This window comes from Spiroplasma endosymbiont of Lariophagus distinguendus (assembly GCF_023846195.1).
In the GTDB taxonomy this organism is placed as follows: Bacteria; Bacillota_I; Bacilli_A; order Mycoplasmatales; family VBWQ01; genus Spiroplasma_E.
Map to the genome: position 1 here is coordinate 1 of NZ_JALMUW010000021.1, position 16,998 is coordinate 16,998.

The 16,998-nt window shown below is 24.2% G+C and carries 15 protein-coding genes, 2 tRNA genes and 1 riboswitch; of the genes, 16 read left to right on the plus strand and 1 reads right to left on the minus strand.

Annotation, left to right across the window (positions count from 1 at the left end):
* Positions 1-216 precede the first annotated feature (216 nt).
* The 16 genes from M0D11_RS02820 to M0D11_RS02895 all read left to right on the plus strand — a co-directional run bounded on the left by M0D11_RS02820 (position 217) and on the right by M0D11_RS02895 (position 15,883).
* Positions 217-1,044, plus strand: coding sequence for a purine-nucleoside phosphorylase (locus M0D11_RS02820; RefSeq protein WP_252319904.1), 828 nt, complete (start codon positions 217-219; stop codon positions 1,042-1,044).
* Positions 1,019-1,957 (plus strand): tRNA (adenosine(37)-N6)-threonylcarbamoyltransferase complex transferase subunit TsaD, encoded by a 939-nt coding sequence (gene tsaD / locus M0D11_RS02825; RefSeq protein ID WP_252319906.1) that lies wholly within the window; start codon positions 1,019-1,021, stop codon positions 1,955-1,957. Before M0D11_RS02820 ends, tsaD begins: the two co-directional genes overlap by 26 nt.
* Positions 1,958-1,967: 10 nt before the next feature.
* Positions 1,968-2,561 (plus strand): dephospho-CoA kinase, encoded by a 594-nt coding sequence (gene coaE / locus M0D11_RS02830; protein ID WP_252319908.1) that lies wholly within the window; start codon positions 1,968-1,970, stop codon positions 2,559-2,561.
* Positions 2,562-2,751: 190 nt separating this feature from the next.
* Positions 2,752-2,917: riboswitch (cobalamin riboswitch) on the plus strand.
* A 157-nt stretch (positions 2,918-3,074) separates the two neighbouring features.
* Positions 3,075-4,094: a class 1b ribonucleoside-diphosphate reductase subunit beta gene (gene nrdF, locus M0D11_RS02835; RefSeq protein WP_252319910.1), complete on the plus strand. Its 1,020-nt coding sequence runs from the start codon at positions 3,075-3,077 to the stop codon at positions 4,092-4,094.
* 17 nt (positions 4,095-4,111) lie between these two features.
* Entirely contained in the window at positions 4,112-6,718 is a 2,607-nt protein-coding gene (gene nrdE, locus M0D11_RS02840; RefSeq protein ID WP_252319912.1) for a class 1b ribonucleoside-diphosphate reductase subunit alpha, read from the plus strand.
* Between the two features lie 190 nt (positions 6,719-6,908).
* Positions 6,909-6,999: transfer RNA gene (locus M0D11_RS02845), tRNA-Ser, on the plus strand.
* A 101-nt stretch (positions 7,000-7,100) separates the two neighbouring features.
* Complete coding sequence (gene cls / locus M0D11_RS07185; RefSeq protein WP_252319914.1) at positions 7,101-8,624, plus strand: cardiolipin synthase; 1,524 nt, start codon at positions 7,101-7,103, stop codon at positions 8,622-8,624.
* Positions 8,625-8,674: 50 nt separating this feature from the next.
* Positions 8,675-9,376, plus strand: a complete 702-nt coding sequence (locus tag M0D11_RS02855; protein ID WP_252319916.1) for an acetyltransferase — start codon at positions 8,675-8,677, stop codon at positions 9,374-9,376.
* Positions 9,377-9,390: 14 nt separating this feature from the next.
* Positions 9,391-11,175 (plus strand): hypothetical protein, encoded by a 1,785-nt coding sequence (locus M0D11_RS02860; protein WP_252319918.1) that lies wholly within the window; start codon positions 9,391-9,393, stop codon positions 11,173-11,175.
* A gap of 6 nt (positions 11,176-11,181) precedes the next feature.
* Positions 11,182-12,633 carry a proline--tRNA ligase gene (gene proS / locus M0D11_RS07190; RefSeq protein WP_252319920.1) on the plus strand — a complete coding sequence of 484 codons (1,452 nt, stop codon included), beginning with the start codon at positions 11,182-11,184 and terminating at the stop codon, positions 12,631-12,633.
* 75 nt (positions 12,634-12,708) lie between these two features.
* On the plus strand, positions 12,709-13,065 hold the full coding sequence (locus M0D11_RS02870) for an MG284/MPN403 family protein (RefSeq protein ID WP_252319922.1): 357 nt from the start codon (positions 12,709-12,711) through the stop codon (positions 13,063-13,065).
* A 9-nt stretch (positions 13,066-13,074) separates the two neighbouring features.
* Positions 13,075-14,469, plus strand: a complete 1,395-nt coding sequence (locus tag M0D11_RS02875) for a hypothetical protein (protein ID WP_252319924.1) — start codon at positions 13,075-13,077, stop codon at positions 14,467-14,469.
* A 1-nt stretch (position 14,470) separates the two neighbouring features.
* A complete protein-coding gene (locus tag M0D11_RS02880) occupies positions 14,471-14,944 on the plus strand; it encodes a hypothetical protein (RefSeq protein ID WP_252319926.1) in 474 nt (157 codons plus the stop codon).
* Positions 14,945-15,004: 60 nt separating this feature from the next.
* Positions 15,005-15,262, plus strand: coding sequence for an acyl carrier protein (locus tag M0D11_RS02885; protein WP_252319928.1), 258 nt, complete (start codon positions 15,005-15,007; stop codon positions 15,260-15,262).
* A 25-nt stretch (positions 15,263-15,287) separates the two neighbouring features.
* The gene (locus tag M0D11_RS02890) at positions 15,288-15,749 is read left to right on the plus strand and encodes a Fur family transcriptional regulator (protein ID WP_252319930.1); all 462 of its coding nucleotides are present in this window, start codon (positions 15,288-15,290) and stop codon (positions 15,747-15,749) included.
* 59 nt (positions 15,750-15,808) lie between these two features.
* Positions 15,809-15,883: transfer RNA gene (locus tag M0D11_RS02895), tRNA-Trp, on the plus strand.
* A gap of 50 nt (positions 15,884-15,933) precedes the next feature.
* On the opposite strand, the gene M0D11_RS02900 is transcribed toward M0D11_RS02895, so the two are convergent.
* Entirely contained in the window at positions 15,934-16,815 is an 882-nt protein-coding gene (locus tag M0D11_RS02900) for a DegV family protein (protein WP_252319932.1), read from the minus strand.
* Positions 16,816-16,998 lie beyond the last annotated feature (183 nt).

Below are 16,998 nucleotides of genomic sequence, written 5' to 3' on the forward strand. Positions count from 1 at the left end.
AAACATTATTTAGTTTTAATAAATTATACTAAAAAACTAAAAAAGGTGTTGATTAAACTTTTTTTAGAATATTTTTTATTTTCTTTAATTAGTATGAAAAGTTATAAAATTAAATTTAATTTTTAAAATAAAAAACTAGTCATTAAAAATATTAATGTTGTTACTAAATTAACAATATATTATAATAACTATTATTATTTAAAAAAAGGAGAATATATGGAAAATAAAGAAAAAATTCCAACAGCTCATATTAAAGCTGCTTGTGATCAAATTGCAAAAGTAGTAATTATGCCAGGTGATCCATTACGTGCTCAATTCATTGCTTCTAATTTTTTACAAGATTGAAAACAAGTAAATAATGTTCGTAATATGTTAATGTTTACTGGAAAATATAAAGGATATAATATTACTATTGCTGCTAGTGGTATGGGTATGCCTTCAATTGGTATATATTCATATGAGTTATTTAAATTTTATGATGTTGACTGTATTATTCGTGTTGGTAGCGCTGGTTCATATCAAAAAGATGTTAAAGTTTATGATATTATTAATACTACTAAAGTATATAGTGAATCTACTTTCGCTAAATATGCTGCTAATATTGATAAAAATCAAATTGAATCTGTTGGTAATATTAGCAAAATTATTAATAAAGTGGCACAAAAAATTGATAATGAATTTGATCAGCAAAAAAATGAAAATTCTTCGTATATAGTAAGTGAAAAAATAAATTTAAGATCGGGTTTAATTCATTCAAGTGATGTATTTTATCGTATTAATGATAATGATTATAAAACTAATCCTTTAATTAGTAAATGCTTAGCAGTAGAAATGGAATCTTTTGCCTTATTTGCTAATGCAAAACATTTAGAAAAAAATGCGGCTTGTTTATTAACAATTTCTGATTCTTTTATTACCGGTGAATCAATTTCAGCAGCATTACGCGAAACTAGTTTTAAAAAAATGATGATTTTAGCTTTAGAATCAGCAGTTGCTTATTATAAAGAAGAGGATATTGATGATAATCTTAGCGATAGAAACTAGTTGTGATGAAACTAGTGTTGCTGTTATTAAAGATAAAAAGGTTTTAAGTAATATTATTGCTTCACAAATTAAGCTTCATCAACAATATGGTGGTGTTGTTCCAGAATTAGCAGCACGAGCTCATAGTGAAAATATTGCTATTGTCTTACAAACAGCAATTGAAAAATCTAACATTTCAATTATGGATATTGATTTTGTTGCTTATACTAATACTCCTGGTCTGGCTAGTTGTTTACACGTAGGTAAAATTATAGCAGAAACTATTGCTGCTTATTTAGAAAAGCCATTGCTTCCATGTAATCATTTGTATGGACATTTGTATGCTTCTTTAATTAATAATGAATGAGAATTTCCAGTACTTGGTTTATTAGTTAGTGGTGGTCATACACAGTTGATGTTGGCAAATGAACATTTAAATTTCACTATACTTGGTCAAACATTAGATGATGCTGTTGGTGAATGTTATGATAAAGTTGCAAGAATGTTAGATTTAAAATATCCGGGTGGTCCTGAAATTGAACGAAGTGCTAAATTGGGAAAGCCAACTTATAAATTACCATTACCTAAAAATGATAATAGTTTAGATTTTAGTTTTAGTGGTTTAAAATCAGCATGTGCTAATTTGATAAATAAAGAAAAAGGTAAGTTACAATTTAATAATTTTGCAGCTTCTTTTCAAACAACAGTTATTCAAGTATTGATTAATAAAATTGAATTAGCATTAAAAAAACATAATCCAAAAACTTTAGTTTTAGCAGGAGGAGTTAGTGCTAATCAGCAATTAAGATTAGCAGTATTAGATTTAAAAATTAAATATCCAAATTTAAAAATAATTGTTCCAAAATTAGAATACTGTACTGATAATGCAGCAATGATTGGTATTCTTGCAAGTTATCAAATTGAACATAAGTAAGGGTGAACTCATGATTATTGGTATTATTGGTGAAGCGGGAGTAGGTAAGACAACTGCTACAAATTTTTTTCAAAATAAAGGTGCGTATGTTATTTTTGTTGATAAAGTTGTTAAACATATTTATACACTAAAAGAAACAAAAAAAGCATTAATTAATGAATTCGGTGATACTTTTATTAATAATGATAAAACAATTAATAAAATAAAATTACGGTATGAAGCATTTCAGCACCCTCATATTTTACGTAAATTAGAAAATATTATTTGACCAAAAATGATAAAAATTGTCGAAGAAGATATTATTCGTAATAAAATACACCAAAAATTAATTGTTATTGATTGTGCAGTATTATTTAATGCAAATTTAAATTTATTAGTTGATAAAATTCTTTTAATTGAGGCTGAAGAAGATAAAAAAATCCAACGAATAAAAGAACGTGATAATGTTAATGATTTACAAGTTATTTCATTATTAAATCAACAAAAAAAATATTTAATTTTAAATAAAGATATTGATTTTATTGTTAAAAATAACGGTACTATTAATGATTTTATTAAACAATTACAAAAAGTTGAAAAAAAGTTATTAACAAATAAAGTATAAAGATTAATGTTTTTTACTTTAAAAAACAACAGTAAAGAATATATTAAATTATTTTTGTATATTAAAATGAAAATTTTCATAATAAAAAAATTAAGAATAATTTTAAAATAGTTGAGGTTAAAAAAATACATAGTAATGTATTTATAAATTACCAAAATTGTTTTTCTTGTAGTAGAATATTTATACAACTAAATAACAAGGAACTTTAGATGTTCGGGAAAAAGATGAGAATTCTTTGCTGCCCCAGCAACTGTGATGTTGATGAACGTTACAAAACCATTGAAGATAAAACTTTGAGAAGGGTAACAAGTAAAATGAAACTAAGCCAGTAGACCGGTCTAATTTTTTAAGTGATATTATATTCCTGGGTGTGAATTAATGATTATTTTTAATAATTACTTTTATTTTTTAATATTTGTAATTTTAATAAAGTAATTTTTAATAATGACAACATCCTTTATATAATATAGGGGATGTTTTTAGTTGTGTAATTAAGTAGAGGGGTAATAATAAATGGCAAAAGATAACAAATATTTTCAACAATCACAGTCACCATTAGAATATATTATGAAAAATTTTAATGGAAAAATGCGGTCTGTAAATTGAAATGTAATCAATGATGAAAAAGATTTAGAGGTTTGAAACCGTATTACTCAAAATTTTTGGTTACCAGAAAAAATTCCTGTTTCTAATGACTTAACTTCTTGAAAAACATTAAATCCAAAATGACAAGAGTTAATAACAAGAACATTTACAGGTTTAACTTTATTAGATACAATTCAGGCAACAGTTGGTGATATCGCACAAATACCTAATTCTTTAACTGATCATGAACAAGTTATTTACACAAATTTTGCTTTTATGGTAGCAGTTCATGCTCGATCATACGGAACAATTTTTTCAACTTTATGTTCTAGTGAGCAGATTGAATCTGCTCATGAATGAGTGATTAATAATGAAAGTTTACAAGCCAGAGCACGTGCACTAATTCCTTATTATACAAGTGATGATCCTTTAAAATCCAAAGTAGCTGCCGCTTTAATGCCAGGTTTTTTATTATATGGTGGTTTTTATTTACCATTTTATTTATCTGCTCGTAGTAAATTACCTAATACTTCAGATATTATTAGATTAATTTTACGTGATAAAGTTATTCATAATTATTATAGTGGCTATAAATATCAAAGAAAAGTTGAAAAGTTACCAAAAGAAAAACAAGAAGAAATGAAAAAATTTGTATTTGATTTATTGTTTAAATTAATTGATTTAGAAAAGCAATATTTAACAGAATTATATCAAGAATTTAATTTAGCTGAAGATGCTATTAAGTTTAGTTTATATAATGCTGGTAAGTTTTTACAAAATTTAGGATATGATTCACCTTTTAGTGAAGAACAAACAAGAATTAAGCCAGAAATTTTTAATCAATTATCAGCTCGAGCTGATGAAAATCACGATTTCTTTTCAGGTAATGGTTCATCTTATGTAATGGGCATTACTGTAGAAACGCAAGATGAAGATTGAGAATTTTAATTTTAAAGGAGAAAAAAATGCATAATGATGTTGTAAAAGTTTCAAACCAAAAAATATTAAAGCCAGAAGGAAAAATTCATGTTGTTTATTTTTCTTCTTTGTCAAATAATACTCATCGTTTTATTCAAAAATTAGAGGTTTTAAATTCAAGAATTCCTCATGATCTACAAGAGGAAATTTTAGTTGATAAAGATTATGTGTTAATAACACCAACATATAGTGGGGGTGGTGATATTAAAGAAGGGGCGGTTCCTAAACAGGTAATTAAATTTTTAAATAATAAGCAAAATCGTAATTTTTGTCGTGGTGTTATTGCGTCGGGGAATACTAATTTTGGTGATACTTTTGCAATTGCCGGGCCAATTCTTTCAAAAAAATTAAATGTCCCACTATTATTTCAATTTGAATTATTAGGAACTAATAATGATGTATCAACAATAAAAAATATATTAGTAGATTTTTGAGATAAAGATAAAAAAAATACCAATGAAATAAATACTTTATCTGGAACTTTAGAAAGTGATGAATATGTTACTTTAAATGCTAGAGCAAAAACTACTAATAATGTACAATTTGATTTGCAAGCAGCACAATCTTATATGAAAAATCATATTAAACCAAATTTATTGCTTTTTAAAACCGTTAAAGAAAGAATAGAATATTTAGTAAAAAATCAATATTATGATGAAACAATAATTAATAAATATTCAATTACGGAAATTGAACGATTAACAAATGAAGCATACAGTTTTAATTATCAGTTTACGAGTTTTATGGGTATTTTAAAATTTTATAATTCTTATGCTTTAAAAAGTTTTAATGGTAAACAATATTTAGAAAATTATGAAGATAGAGTTGTTATGAATAGTTTATTTTTCGCTGATGGTAATATTGAACATGCTAGTAAAATTTTAAGACAAATTATGTCTGGTAGATTTCAACCAGCTACTCCCACATTTTTAAATGCAGGAAAAAAACAAAGAGGTGAATACACTTCATGTTATCTTTTACGAATTGAAGATAACATGGAATCAATTGCTCGCGCTATTACTACTTCATTACAGTTATCAAAACGTGGTGGTGGAGTTGCTTTGTGTTTAACAAATTTAAGAGAATTTGGAGCTCCAATTAAAAATATTAAAAATCAAGCAACAGGCGTTATCCCAGTTATGAAAATTCTTGAAGATTCATTTTCATATGCTAATCAACTAGGTCAAAGACAAGGTGCTGGGGCAGTTTATTTAAATGTTCATCATCCAGATATTATGTTATTTTTAGATTCAAAGCGTGAAAATGCAGATGAAAAAATTCGTATTAAATCAATGTCTTTAGGAGTAGTTATTCCTGATATTACTTTTGAATTAGCAAAAAACAATGAACAGATGGCACTTTTTAGTCCTTATGATATTGCAAAAGTTTATGGTAAAGCAATGACAGATATTTCTATTACTAAAGAGTATTATAATATGTTAAAAAACCCTGATATTAGTAAAAATTTTATTAGTGCTCGCAAATTATTTCAAATGATTGCTGAATTACATTTTGAAAGTGGATATCCTTATTTATTATTTGATGATACAGTAAATAAAAATAATGCTCATCCCGGTAGAATTGTTATGAGTAATTTGTGCAGTGAAATTATTCAAGTAAGTACAGCTAGTGAATTTAATAGTGATTTAAGTTTTAAAGAAATTGGTGAAGATATTAGTTGTAATTTAGGAAGTATTAATATTGCAAAAGTAATGGAAAGTGGAAGTGAATTTGGTGAGGTTATTTTTCAAGCAATTCATTCATTAGACCACGTATCAAGAAGTAGTGATTTTTCTAGTGCTCCGTCAGTTGCATATGGAAATAAAAAAAATCATGCTTTGGGTTTAGGCGCTATGAATTTACATGGATTTTTAGCAACAAATCATATTTTTTATGATTCAAAAGAAGCAATTGATTTTACTAATATTTTCTTTTATGTTATGGCTTATCATGCTTTTAGTGCTTCAAATAAATTAGCATTAAAATTTGGAAGTTTTGGTGGATTTAAAAATTCAAAATTTGCTGATGGTTCATATTTTGATAAATATATAAAATGTCAGTCAGATAAATGAACTCCTGAAACAAAAAAAATACAAGAATTATTTACAAAATATAACATTATGATTCCAACTCAGAAGCAATGGAAAGAATTAGTAATAAAAATTAAAGAAACGGGATTGGCTAATTCACATTTAATGGCAGTAGCACCCACTGGTTCAATTAGTTATTTATCTTCGTGTACACCAAGTCTACAACCGGTAGTCGCTCCTGTTGAGGTACGAAAAGAAGGGAAATTAGGTCGTGTTTATGTTCCTGCTTATAAGATTGATGATAATAATTTATCATATTACACTGAAGGTGGATATGAATTAGGTCCTAATCCAATTATTGATATTGTAGCAGCTGCACAACAGCACGTTGATCAAGCAATTTCTTTAACTTTATTTATTACTGATAAAGCGACAACTCGTGATTTAAATAAAGCTTATATTAGAGCCTTTAAAAAAGGTTGTTCATCAATTTATTATGTTCGTATTCGTCAAGAGGTTTTAGAGGATAGTGAAAATTATCAATGCAATGTTTGTGTTGTATAAATTAAATAGTAGTTTCAAGTAAAAAAATAAATTTGTAACAAATTTAGTAATATATTATTTATTTAATTTAAAAAATAGTGAAATTTTATTTTGGAATATAGGATTTTTTAAAAAAAATTAAAAAATACATAGTAAATTTTAAAATTAAAGTTATAATAATAATTGTAAAAAAAGTAATTATTATAACTTTGGAGTGGTACTCAAGAGGCTGAAGAGGACTGATTGCTAATCAGTTAGGACGGGAAACTGTCGCGAGAGTTCGAATCTCTCCCATTCCGCCATTATTTAAAAAGCATTAATTGCTTTTTTTTACTTTTAAATAATAAATTTATTAATAATTAGATATAATTTAATAAAGAACTCTTTATATTAAGGAGAAATCATGCGTAAACGAGTAAACTTACTTTTATCATTAATCTTATATATTGCTTTGATTGCAACAATAGTTTTTGTTATATTTAATTATATTAAATATTCATGAATTATTTTGATGATAATTATTACTTTAACTATTTTAACTGGTATTATTATTTTCATTACCAATCGTATGCAAGATGCAAAACTATCATGAATTATGGTTACCTTATGTTTGCCAATCATCGGTATTTTTTTATATTGAACTTTTGGTCGTCCTTATCGTTATCGACGAAAACAAAAAGCTTATTTAAAAACAAATAGTTATTTTTATACCCAAGAAGATTGAACTTTTGCTAATTCAATTTTAGAATCAAAAAAAATAACTTTGAGTGAAGATACTTTATCTTTATTTAACTATACAACAAGAATTTCTCATCGACCATTTTATAATAATACTGATGTTCAAATTTTAAATAATGGTCCTAATAAATTTGTTAAATTATTTGAAGATTTAAAACAAGCAAAAAGTTATATTTTTATTAATTATTTTATTCTTGGTGAAGGGGAGCTGTTAGAAGTAATTATTAATGTTTTAAAAGCAAGGATTGAAGCAGGAGTTAAAGTTTATATGATTTATGATGCTGTTGGTTCATATTTTAGTTTATCAAAATATAAAATATGAAAAATGAAAAAAATGGGAATTATTATTCATAAATTTTCACCAGTTAGATTACCATTTATGACAGGAAATTATAATTTTCGTAATCATCGTAAAGATATTATTATTGATGGGAATATTGGTTATGCTGGTGGAGTTAACTTAGCAGATAACTATATTTATCTTTCTGCAAAGTATGGCTTTTGAAGAGATACCCAAATTAGAATTGTTGGGGAAGCTGTTAAATCAATTGATTTAATATTTAGACAAGATTGGCATTTTATTACTGGTAATATTCTTGATATTAGTGCTGAAAAATCTGAAATAAAAATTAAAAATAATATTATTGTCCAAGTAATTGATGATGGACCTATTACTAAAGAAACAATTCAAAAAGATTTATTTATTAAATTTATTAGTAATGCTAAAAAGCGAGTTTGAATTAGTACTCCTTATTTAATTCCAACTAGCGATTTAATTACTGCATTGCGTAATAGTGCTTATTCTGGTGTTGATGTTAGATTATCATTACCCGGAATTACTGATAAATTTTTATCATTAGACATGTCAAGAACTTATTATGATTCATTGATTGAGTCAGGTGTTAAAATTTACGAATATAATAATGTTTTTAACCATTCTAAGTCTGGTATTTTTGATGATGATATTACTATTATTGGTTCAACTAATCTTGATTATCGTAGTCTTTATTCAGATCATCAAACTTTAGTAATTGTTTATGATAGTAAAACAAATAGTGATTTATCTGCTTCATTTGAAAAAGATTTTATTCATTCTAGTTTAATTATTAGTAATCCACTACTACATCGTAGTTTTGCCTATCGGGGTGTATTTTTATTATTGCTTAGAATTTTAGCACCATTATTTTAAAAAAATTTAGTATAATTAGGTAAATATTAATAATAAGGTGGTCATAATTTATGGGTTGAAGTCGACGAATTAAAAAAATTAAAGAATATTTTAGTGATGAAAATCAACCTAATTTGGATATTTCTAAATTATCAGAAGACAATGAAAAAAAAACTCCTTTTTTTAATAGGTTTAAAAAACAAAAAAAATCTAATAAATCTTCTACTTCAACGAATAATAAAAAACGTAATAATATTTTTTTAAATTTTAGAAGAAGATCAACTATTCAAATTATTAAACATTTAGAAAATAAAAATATTTTTAACTTATTTTTTTATACTGATGTTAGTAATATTACTTTAATATTAGAACAAGGAATTAAACCTTCTTCACAAATTAAATTATTGCCAAAGCAAGAATATATTGTTTGAACTTATTTAGAACATGCTACTTATTTAGAATTAGAGTTAGGTAATTCAACACGTCATTTTTTTTGAAAGTGATGTGCAGAGCAAAATGTTGATGTTAATAAAATAGCTATTATTTCTGTTGATATTCATAAACTATTTCAAAGCACTACTAAAGATTGAGGTTTAAATGTTGATACTAATCGTGTTCAAATATACGAAACAATTCCTGTTGAAGCTATTGATTGAATTTTGGTTAAAGATCGCAAAATGTTTCGTTTAGCTAAATTATATATTGATAATCAAAGACTAAAGTTAAAACTTTTCCAAGGAAATAATGGTAATATTACTTTAGGCTCTGATTAAATGGAGGTAAAATTATGCGTTGATCTGCAATTGTAATTATTGCTTTAATTCCTTTTATGACAATAATAATTATTTTATTTATACGTTTAAATCATCGTAATAATCAATATTATAATGTTATCCATGGTGATTTGTTAAGTTTAGTTCCATTGAAAATTGATTTAAAAAATGAAATCATTACTTTTTCTGAACGCTTAGAAGTTTTAAATCGTAAAAAACGAATTTCATTGTTTGTATTTAAATCAATGATGAATCGTAAAACTAAAGTAAAAATTGAAATTTTTATTCAAGATTTATTAGTGAATAAAGTTCCATTTGAGCCGTGTCATTTTTCGGTTTCCTTTCAATTAGGAAGTAAAGTTATTGTTTATGATTTATCAATTGATTATTTTGATAATAATAATAAAGTTTTGTATGGTCAAATGCAAAGTAATATTCGTTATAATCGTTTTGCTATTTCACAAGCAATTATTTTACAACAAAATGAGTTAACAGTGGTAAAGTCAGTTTTTGTACAAACTATTTTAGATAATTTTAGTCAAAAAAAATATAATAAAAAAATAAATAGTCAATTTGAATATATGATTTTAATAAAAATAAAGAATTATTTAGCATTAGAAAATATTTTAACTGTTAATAATATTGAACGAATGGAATTATTAATTTCATATTATAGTAAAATAACTTTAGGATTAGATAATACTATTATTTGTAAATATTATGATGGTCAGTTTTTAATTTATTCTAGAAATAAGAAAATAAATTTATATCGATTCCAAAAAAAAATAAATAGTTATATTAAACGTAATTTAGTAGAAAAAAGTAGTTATTTGCAGATTCAAAGTCAAATATTATGTGTTTATGCTTCAGTAAAAACTGATGCTTCAAATGTCTATATATTATATAATAAAATTATTGATAAGAATCAATTAGAAGTAGTACAAAGTAGAGACTTAATTGAAATCAAATTGAAGACAAATGATATTTTAAATTATCCCGATTATAATCATTATTCACTTCTACAATCAGAACAAATGGAAAAATTATTAAGTGTTAGTATTAGACCAGTATATAAAAGTGATAATTCAAATGAACCAAATTGTTACTATGCTTGATGAAATTTTGTTAAAAATTCTTATTATGTTTCGTTTATTGTTTTGATGCGTAATATTCAAGATTCAGGATTGTGATGAAAAGTAAATGAGCCTTTATTTATTCAAACATTTGAAAAATTTGCAAAATTAAAACAAGAAAAAAACCTTATTCTTCCTGTTAGTTTAATTGAGTTACAAGATAAAACTATTTTAACAAAGTTAATTGCTCTTGTTAATAAGAGAAAAAATCTTTTTGAAAATTGTGATTTAATTTTTGATTTTCAAGATATTGGTGAAATTAATAGTTGGAATAAGTATGATTCAATTATTAAAACTATTCGTAGTAATAAAATAAAAATTTCTTTTACTCATGATTTACGTCATATTGATAATTTTAAATTAATTAATCATTTTAAACCTGATTATGTAGTTTTAACTTCTAATTTATTAGAACAAGTTACTTTTAGTTTTAGTAAATATATTGATGTTATTATTTGTTTGCATTATTTAAGAATTTTAGGTATTAAAAATATTTTAGCTCGTGGTATTATTAACGTTCCTGAAATTATTGTTTTAAAAGGATTAAAGGTTGACTATTTACTAGGAAAAGTATTAGAATCAGAACAAGCAAATAAAGTGCTAGATGCTTTAAATTACCCAAATTATTGGAAGTGACATAAAAGTCAATCAACGAAAGGTGAATAGATCATTATGAATAATGCAAAGAATAAAAATATTACAGCAAGAGAGATTGATTTTGCCAAATGATATACTGATGTTATTAAGCAAGCAGAACTTTGTGATTATGGTGCAGAAAATGGTTCAGCGGCCGGTACCATTATTTTTCGTCCTCGCGGATATGCAATTTGAGAAAATATTCAACATTTATTAAATCAAAGATTTAAAATTTTAAATATTGAAAATGTAATGCTACCACTTTTAATTAGTCAAAAAGCATTTCAAGTTGAAAAAGATCATATTGAGGGTTTTGCACCAGAATGTGCAACTGTAACTAAAGTTGGAAATAATCAATTATCAGAGGAACTAATTATTCGTCCTACTTCAGAAGTTTTATTTTGTCGTCATTTTTCAAAAATAATTAGTTCATATAAACAATTACCATTATTATATAATCAATGATGTAATGTTGTTAGATGAGAAAAAAATACAAAACCATTTTTAAGAACTAGTGAATTTTTATGACAAGAAGGACATACAATGCATAATAACGATGAAGAAGCAAAAAACTTTACATTAAAAATGATTAAGTTGTATGCTGATTTTGTTGAAAAACAATTAGCAATTAAAGTTATTGTTGGTGCAAAAACAATTCACGAACGTTTTGCTGGAGCAAAAATGACATATACAATTGAAACTATGATGCAAGATGGACAAGCATTACAAGCCGGTACTAGTCATTATTTTGGTCAAGAGTTCACAAAGGTATTTAATATTAAATTTAGTAATAAAGACAATAAACAAGAATTAGGATATCAAACATCATGAGGTGTATCGACAAGATTAATTGGTGCTTTAATTATGGCGCATAGCGATGATCTGGGTTTAGTATTGCCATCTACAATTGCACCACATCAGATTATGCTTTTAAATTTATCACCTAAAAGTGATAAAGTTAAAATAACTGTTGAAAGAATATTTAAAATTTTAAGTTCTCATTTCCGAGTATTAATAAATGAAGATAATAAAAGTTTTTCTTATAAGAAAAGTGAAAGTCAAATTAAAGGTATTCCAATTACTATTGCAATTGGTGAGCAAGAAATTGAAAATCAAGTAATTAAATTAATTTTACGTCATAATTTAGATACTATTGATGTTGAAATTAATAATGAAAAACTATTAGTAACAACTATTATTAATCAATTAAATAAATTAAATAAAGATTTATTTAATAATTCACAAAAAAAATTAAATACAAGTTTAAAAGAGTTAACAGATTTCAATGAATATCATAAATTAGTTAAAATTCATAAAGGTTTCTTTATTGTACCTTTTTGTGATCAAATAAAGTGTGAAGAAGAAATTAAAAGTTTAACTGGTACAACATCACGTTGTATTCCTTTAGAACCGTATAAAAAACCAAGTAATTGTTTTAAGTGTCAAACTCCTAATAGTGTCTGAACTTATTTTGCAAGATCATATTAAAATTAGTCAGTTAAATAGAAATAAAATAGAGGAAAGATAATTATTTGTTTTTAAATTATTATTGAGGTGATAATAATGAAAGAACAAATAAGTGCTGATAAGCAACTAATTGCTGCTATTTTTGTTAAATATGAACAAGCAAAATTAACATTAGCAAATAATAATTTTAAAGAAAATTATGTTTTGAAAGAGGATAGTGTTCACTATGCTAATAAGATAGCGATAAATAAGGATTTAAAAAATTATGAAAAACATGTACAAATTGTTGATACAGTTTTAGCATTATTACCAAAAAATGAATATAGTTATATTGTTAGAACGTTCTTAGTTAAATCAAATAAAAATTGATGAAAAAAATATTATCATATCAAAGAATATGAAAAATTAGAAAAAACGGCTATTAAGCGTTTTTTATACTTATATTTAATTTAAGGATATAAAATGAATATTAATAGCATTGATTTATTGAATTCGCGTAGTTTTTTAGAACAAAAGATGAATTTAACGAGTGATGTAAAAAACAGCCCCATTTATGAAAAAGAATTATTTTTAATTCCAAGATTTACAGTGGTTGGCTTTCCAATCCAAACTTTGCAAAAAAGCAGTTATTATTATATTGAACTTCAAATTGTAGAAGCATATAGTTATGATTTTGATATTAACAAAGAACCAAGTGAAGGATTACTTGACGATGTAACGTTTCAATATGATTTGAATTATAGTAATATTAAGCAGGCAAGTGGACAACTTGTGATATCTAAATCAATTAAGTGAGTATTTCTTACTTCTTCATATTTAGAATTACTTGAAAATAATAAACTTGGTCCATATGCTGATATTTCTTTTTTACATATGGTTATGAAAACTTATAAGATAATTTTACCAGCAATAGCAATTAAAAAAGATAATATAAATATTTTAAATTATAGTTTTAATTGTAAAAAACCTAGTAATTTAAAGCAAGTTCGTCATATTAATAATAAACATAATTATGGAACACTTAGTTTTTATTTTAATAGTAATCCACAGTATCAATTACAAATTAAACCAAAAATGTTTATTACAACAAATTTTAATTTGGAAATTAAAAATCCCATTATTTTAACGACAAATTTCTCTGATAAAGGATTTTATCATATTTTTTCTAAAAAGATCATGAAGAACATGATAGTTGGTGGAAAATCAAGATTAGATGAGGTTTTTAAGTTTTCTGGTAATAATATTAATACTGCAAATATAGTGCCAATAAGAATAAAACGTTATCTAGTATCACATTTTCCAAAAGTAAAAGATTATTATTATGATGATAAAGAAACAATATTACGTAAAATATTAATATTTAATAATAATTTTGATTTACAACAAAATACATCATTAAATATTAATGAAAATCTATCAAAATTTTATCAAAATAATAAAATACCAGCTTTTTTATTACGTAATAAAAAAAATATTGATGAATATTATTTAGAATTTTATAGTACTATTTATAATAGCATTGTAAATAAAATAGTATTGAATGATGAAATAGGAAAAAATCAATTTGATTTACCAAGATTTGAATGTTTTCACTTTAATATAAATATTCCATTTAATTTTCAAACCTTTTTTAAATATGATATTAATTTAAAATTTATTGAAGAAAGTAGTGAACCAATTATTGGTGGTCCATATCATTCTATTTTTATTAAAAAATTAATAAGAAATAATAGTGAAAATTGAGTGACAACCACTAATTTTAGTTTAACTTACAATGAAATATTAAAATTTTATAGTAGTGATAACTTTAGTTTTATTGATTATAAGTATTTAATTCATAGTCAAATAAAGGTATAAAATGTTTATACGTAGGTTACAAATTAGCATTTTAATTATTACTATCACTATTACATTAAGTATTATGTTATTTTTTATTATCAAAAATTTTTCAACTAATAAAAATTTAAATGAAATTGTAAAAGAATATGATGTAGAATTAGAGACCGTAGATGATAAAAAAGAAAATTTAAATCCAGACATAGTTGTAGAAGCTATTGATATTAAAAAATTAAATGAAAGTATTACAATTATTTTAGATAAAAATAGTACTATCTTAGCAAATCAGTCACAGATTATATATAAAATACAATTTAATCAAGATTTATTTCAATACATATTTTTAAAGTTAATTATTAAAACATTTCCACAATGAAAAATTAATAATTTTATTTTTCATTTTAATATTTTAAATAATGCTGTATGAGTTGAATATAATACTAATTTAAAACTAGATTATTTAGAATGATATTTTAAAATAACAAATAAAATTTAATGCTCTATGTTATACTAAGTATAACTATTAATAAAAATGATTTAAATTAGGAGTGAATTTATGGATATTTTAAGTGAAATTCATCAAATTATTAAAAAAGATTATCCAGAAATTAAAGAAAAAATTACACCCAAAACTAAATTTAAAGATGTAAAAATTGACTCTCTTAAATTAGTAATGATTGTTATTAAAATAGAAGAAAAACATAATGTAAAAATTAATGATAATAAATTACTGGATTTACAAACAAAAACAGTTCAAGATTTAATAAATGAAATTGAAAGATTAGTAGCAATTGAAAAAAATAAAAAAAAGTAATATTATATTTTATCAGGAGATTAGTATGAATAAAAATTTTGAAAATATTATCCAAAAGTTGAAAGATAAAGACTATCGTTTAACTGATGTTCGTAAAGCAGTTATTAAAGTATTAACGCTTAAGCAACATGTTAGTATTAATGATATTATTAGTTTTTTAACAAAAGAAGGTAATGATAATATTAATATTATGAGTATTTATAATACTATTGATTTATTAATGACAGAACATATTATTCATGCTAATGTTTTTGAAGGAAAACAAATAATTTATGAACTATCAGAAAATACCGTTCATATTATTTGTAATTTTTGTAATAAAATTATTCATGCCTCTTTCGAAGATAAACAACAAATTTCACCATTACAAGAAGAAAAACTTGAAAAATTAGCAACTAAAAATAATTTTTATTTTTCACATTATAAGTTAGAAATTCATGGAATTTGTGATAAATGTGAATTAAAAATAAAAAAAATGAAATTTTAATTGAACTTAAAACTTCTTTCGCGTAAAATTGAACATGTACTATTTAAATTAAATATTTTAGGGGTGTAGTTCAATGGTAGAACATCGGCCTTCAGATCCGAGTGTTGTGGGTTCGAGTCCTGCCACCCCTGCCATTATTAAAAATCACTTTTAAATGTTTCTCATAAAAGTGAATTTTTTATTGTTATAATTTTGGTAACTTATCTTTATCTAAATTAAAAGCAACAAAACTGAAGGTTCCAATTCCTGTATGAGCACAAATTACGTTTGCTAAATTAATAGTTTTGACGTTTTTAATGCCATAATCTTTAACAAATTTTGTAATTTTTTCTATTTCTTTTGCCTCAGCAAAAGCATGAATAATGTAAAAGAGAGTAATGCTTTCTATTTTTTTACTTTTATTAATTTCTTTAAGAGTATTTTTAATAGCTTTATCTCATGTTCTTGTTTTATCAAATTTATCAATGGTTCCGTCAAAAGATAAAATTGGAGTTATTTTTAACATAGTAGCTAAGGCTGCTGCTGATTTTGAAATCCTACCACCACGAACTAAATAATTTAAATCATAAGGTAAAATAAATGCTATATAGTTATCTCTTATTAATTTTAGTGCTTCTATAATATCATTAACATTATTTTTTTCGTTAAGTGACATTTGATATGCTTTTTTAACTAATAGTCAGTTAATAACTGAAACACCATTACTATCAAAAACAAAAACTTTATCTTTAAAATTAGATTCTTTTGATAACATAGTAGCAGTGTTATATTGACCCGATAACCCCTTTGATAAAGGAATAAAAATAATCTTTTCAAATTTAGTTAAAGCATCTTCTCAAATTATACTCATTTGACCAAGTGGTGTTTGCGAAGTTTTGGCAGATTGTTTTTCATGAACTATTCTATTATAGAATTCTTCATCCTTTAGAATGTTAGGGTCATCAGTAATAGTTGTATCATCACTAAAAGTGATTAATAATGGACAAAATCCAATATTCATTTCTTTTAAATCTTTAATTGAAAATCCTGAAGAGGAATCAGCGACAATACCAATTTTTTTTTTCAATTTTCTCACCCTAACTATAATATTTTTTACTTATTTATTAAATTATAACATATATTTTTTACTTAAAAATGGACTTTCATCATTGAAAGATATATAAAATAGTTAATATGTTGTTTTTGGAATGGTTGATTCTTGTTTCTTAGATTTTTTATCAGAACATTAATTCTAAAAAACTTAATGTAT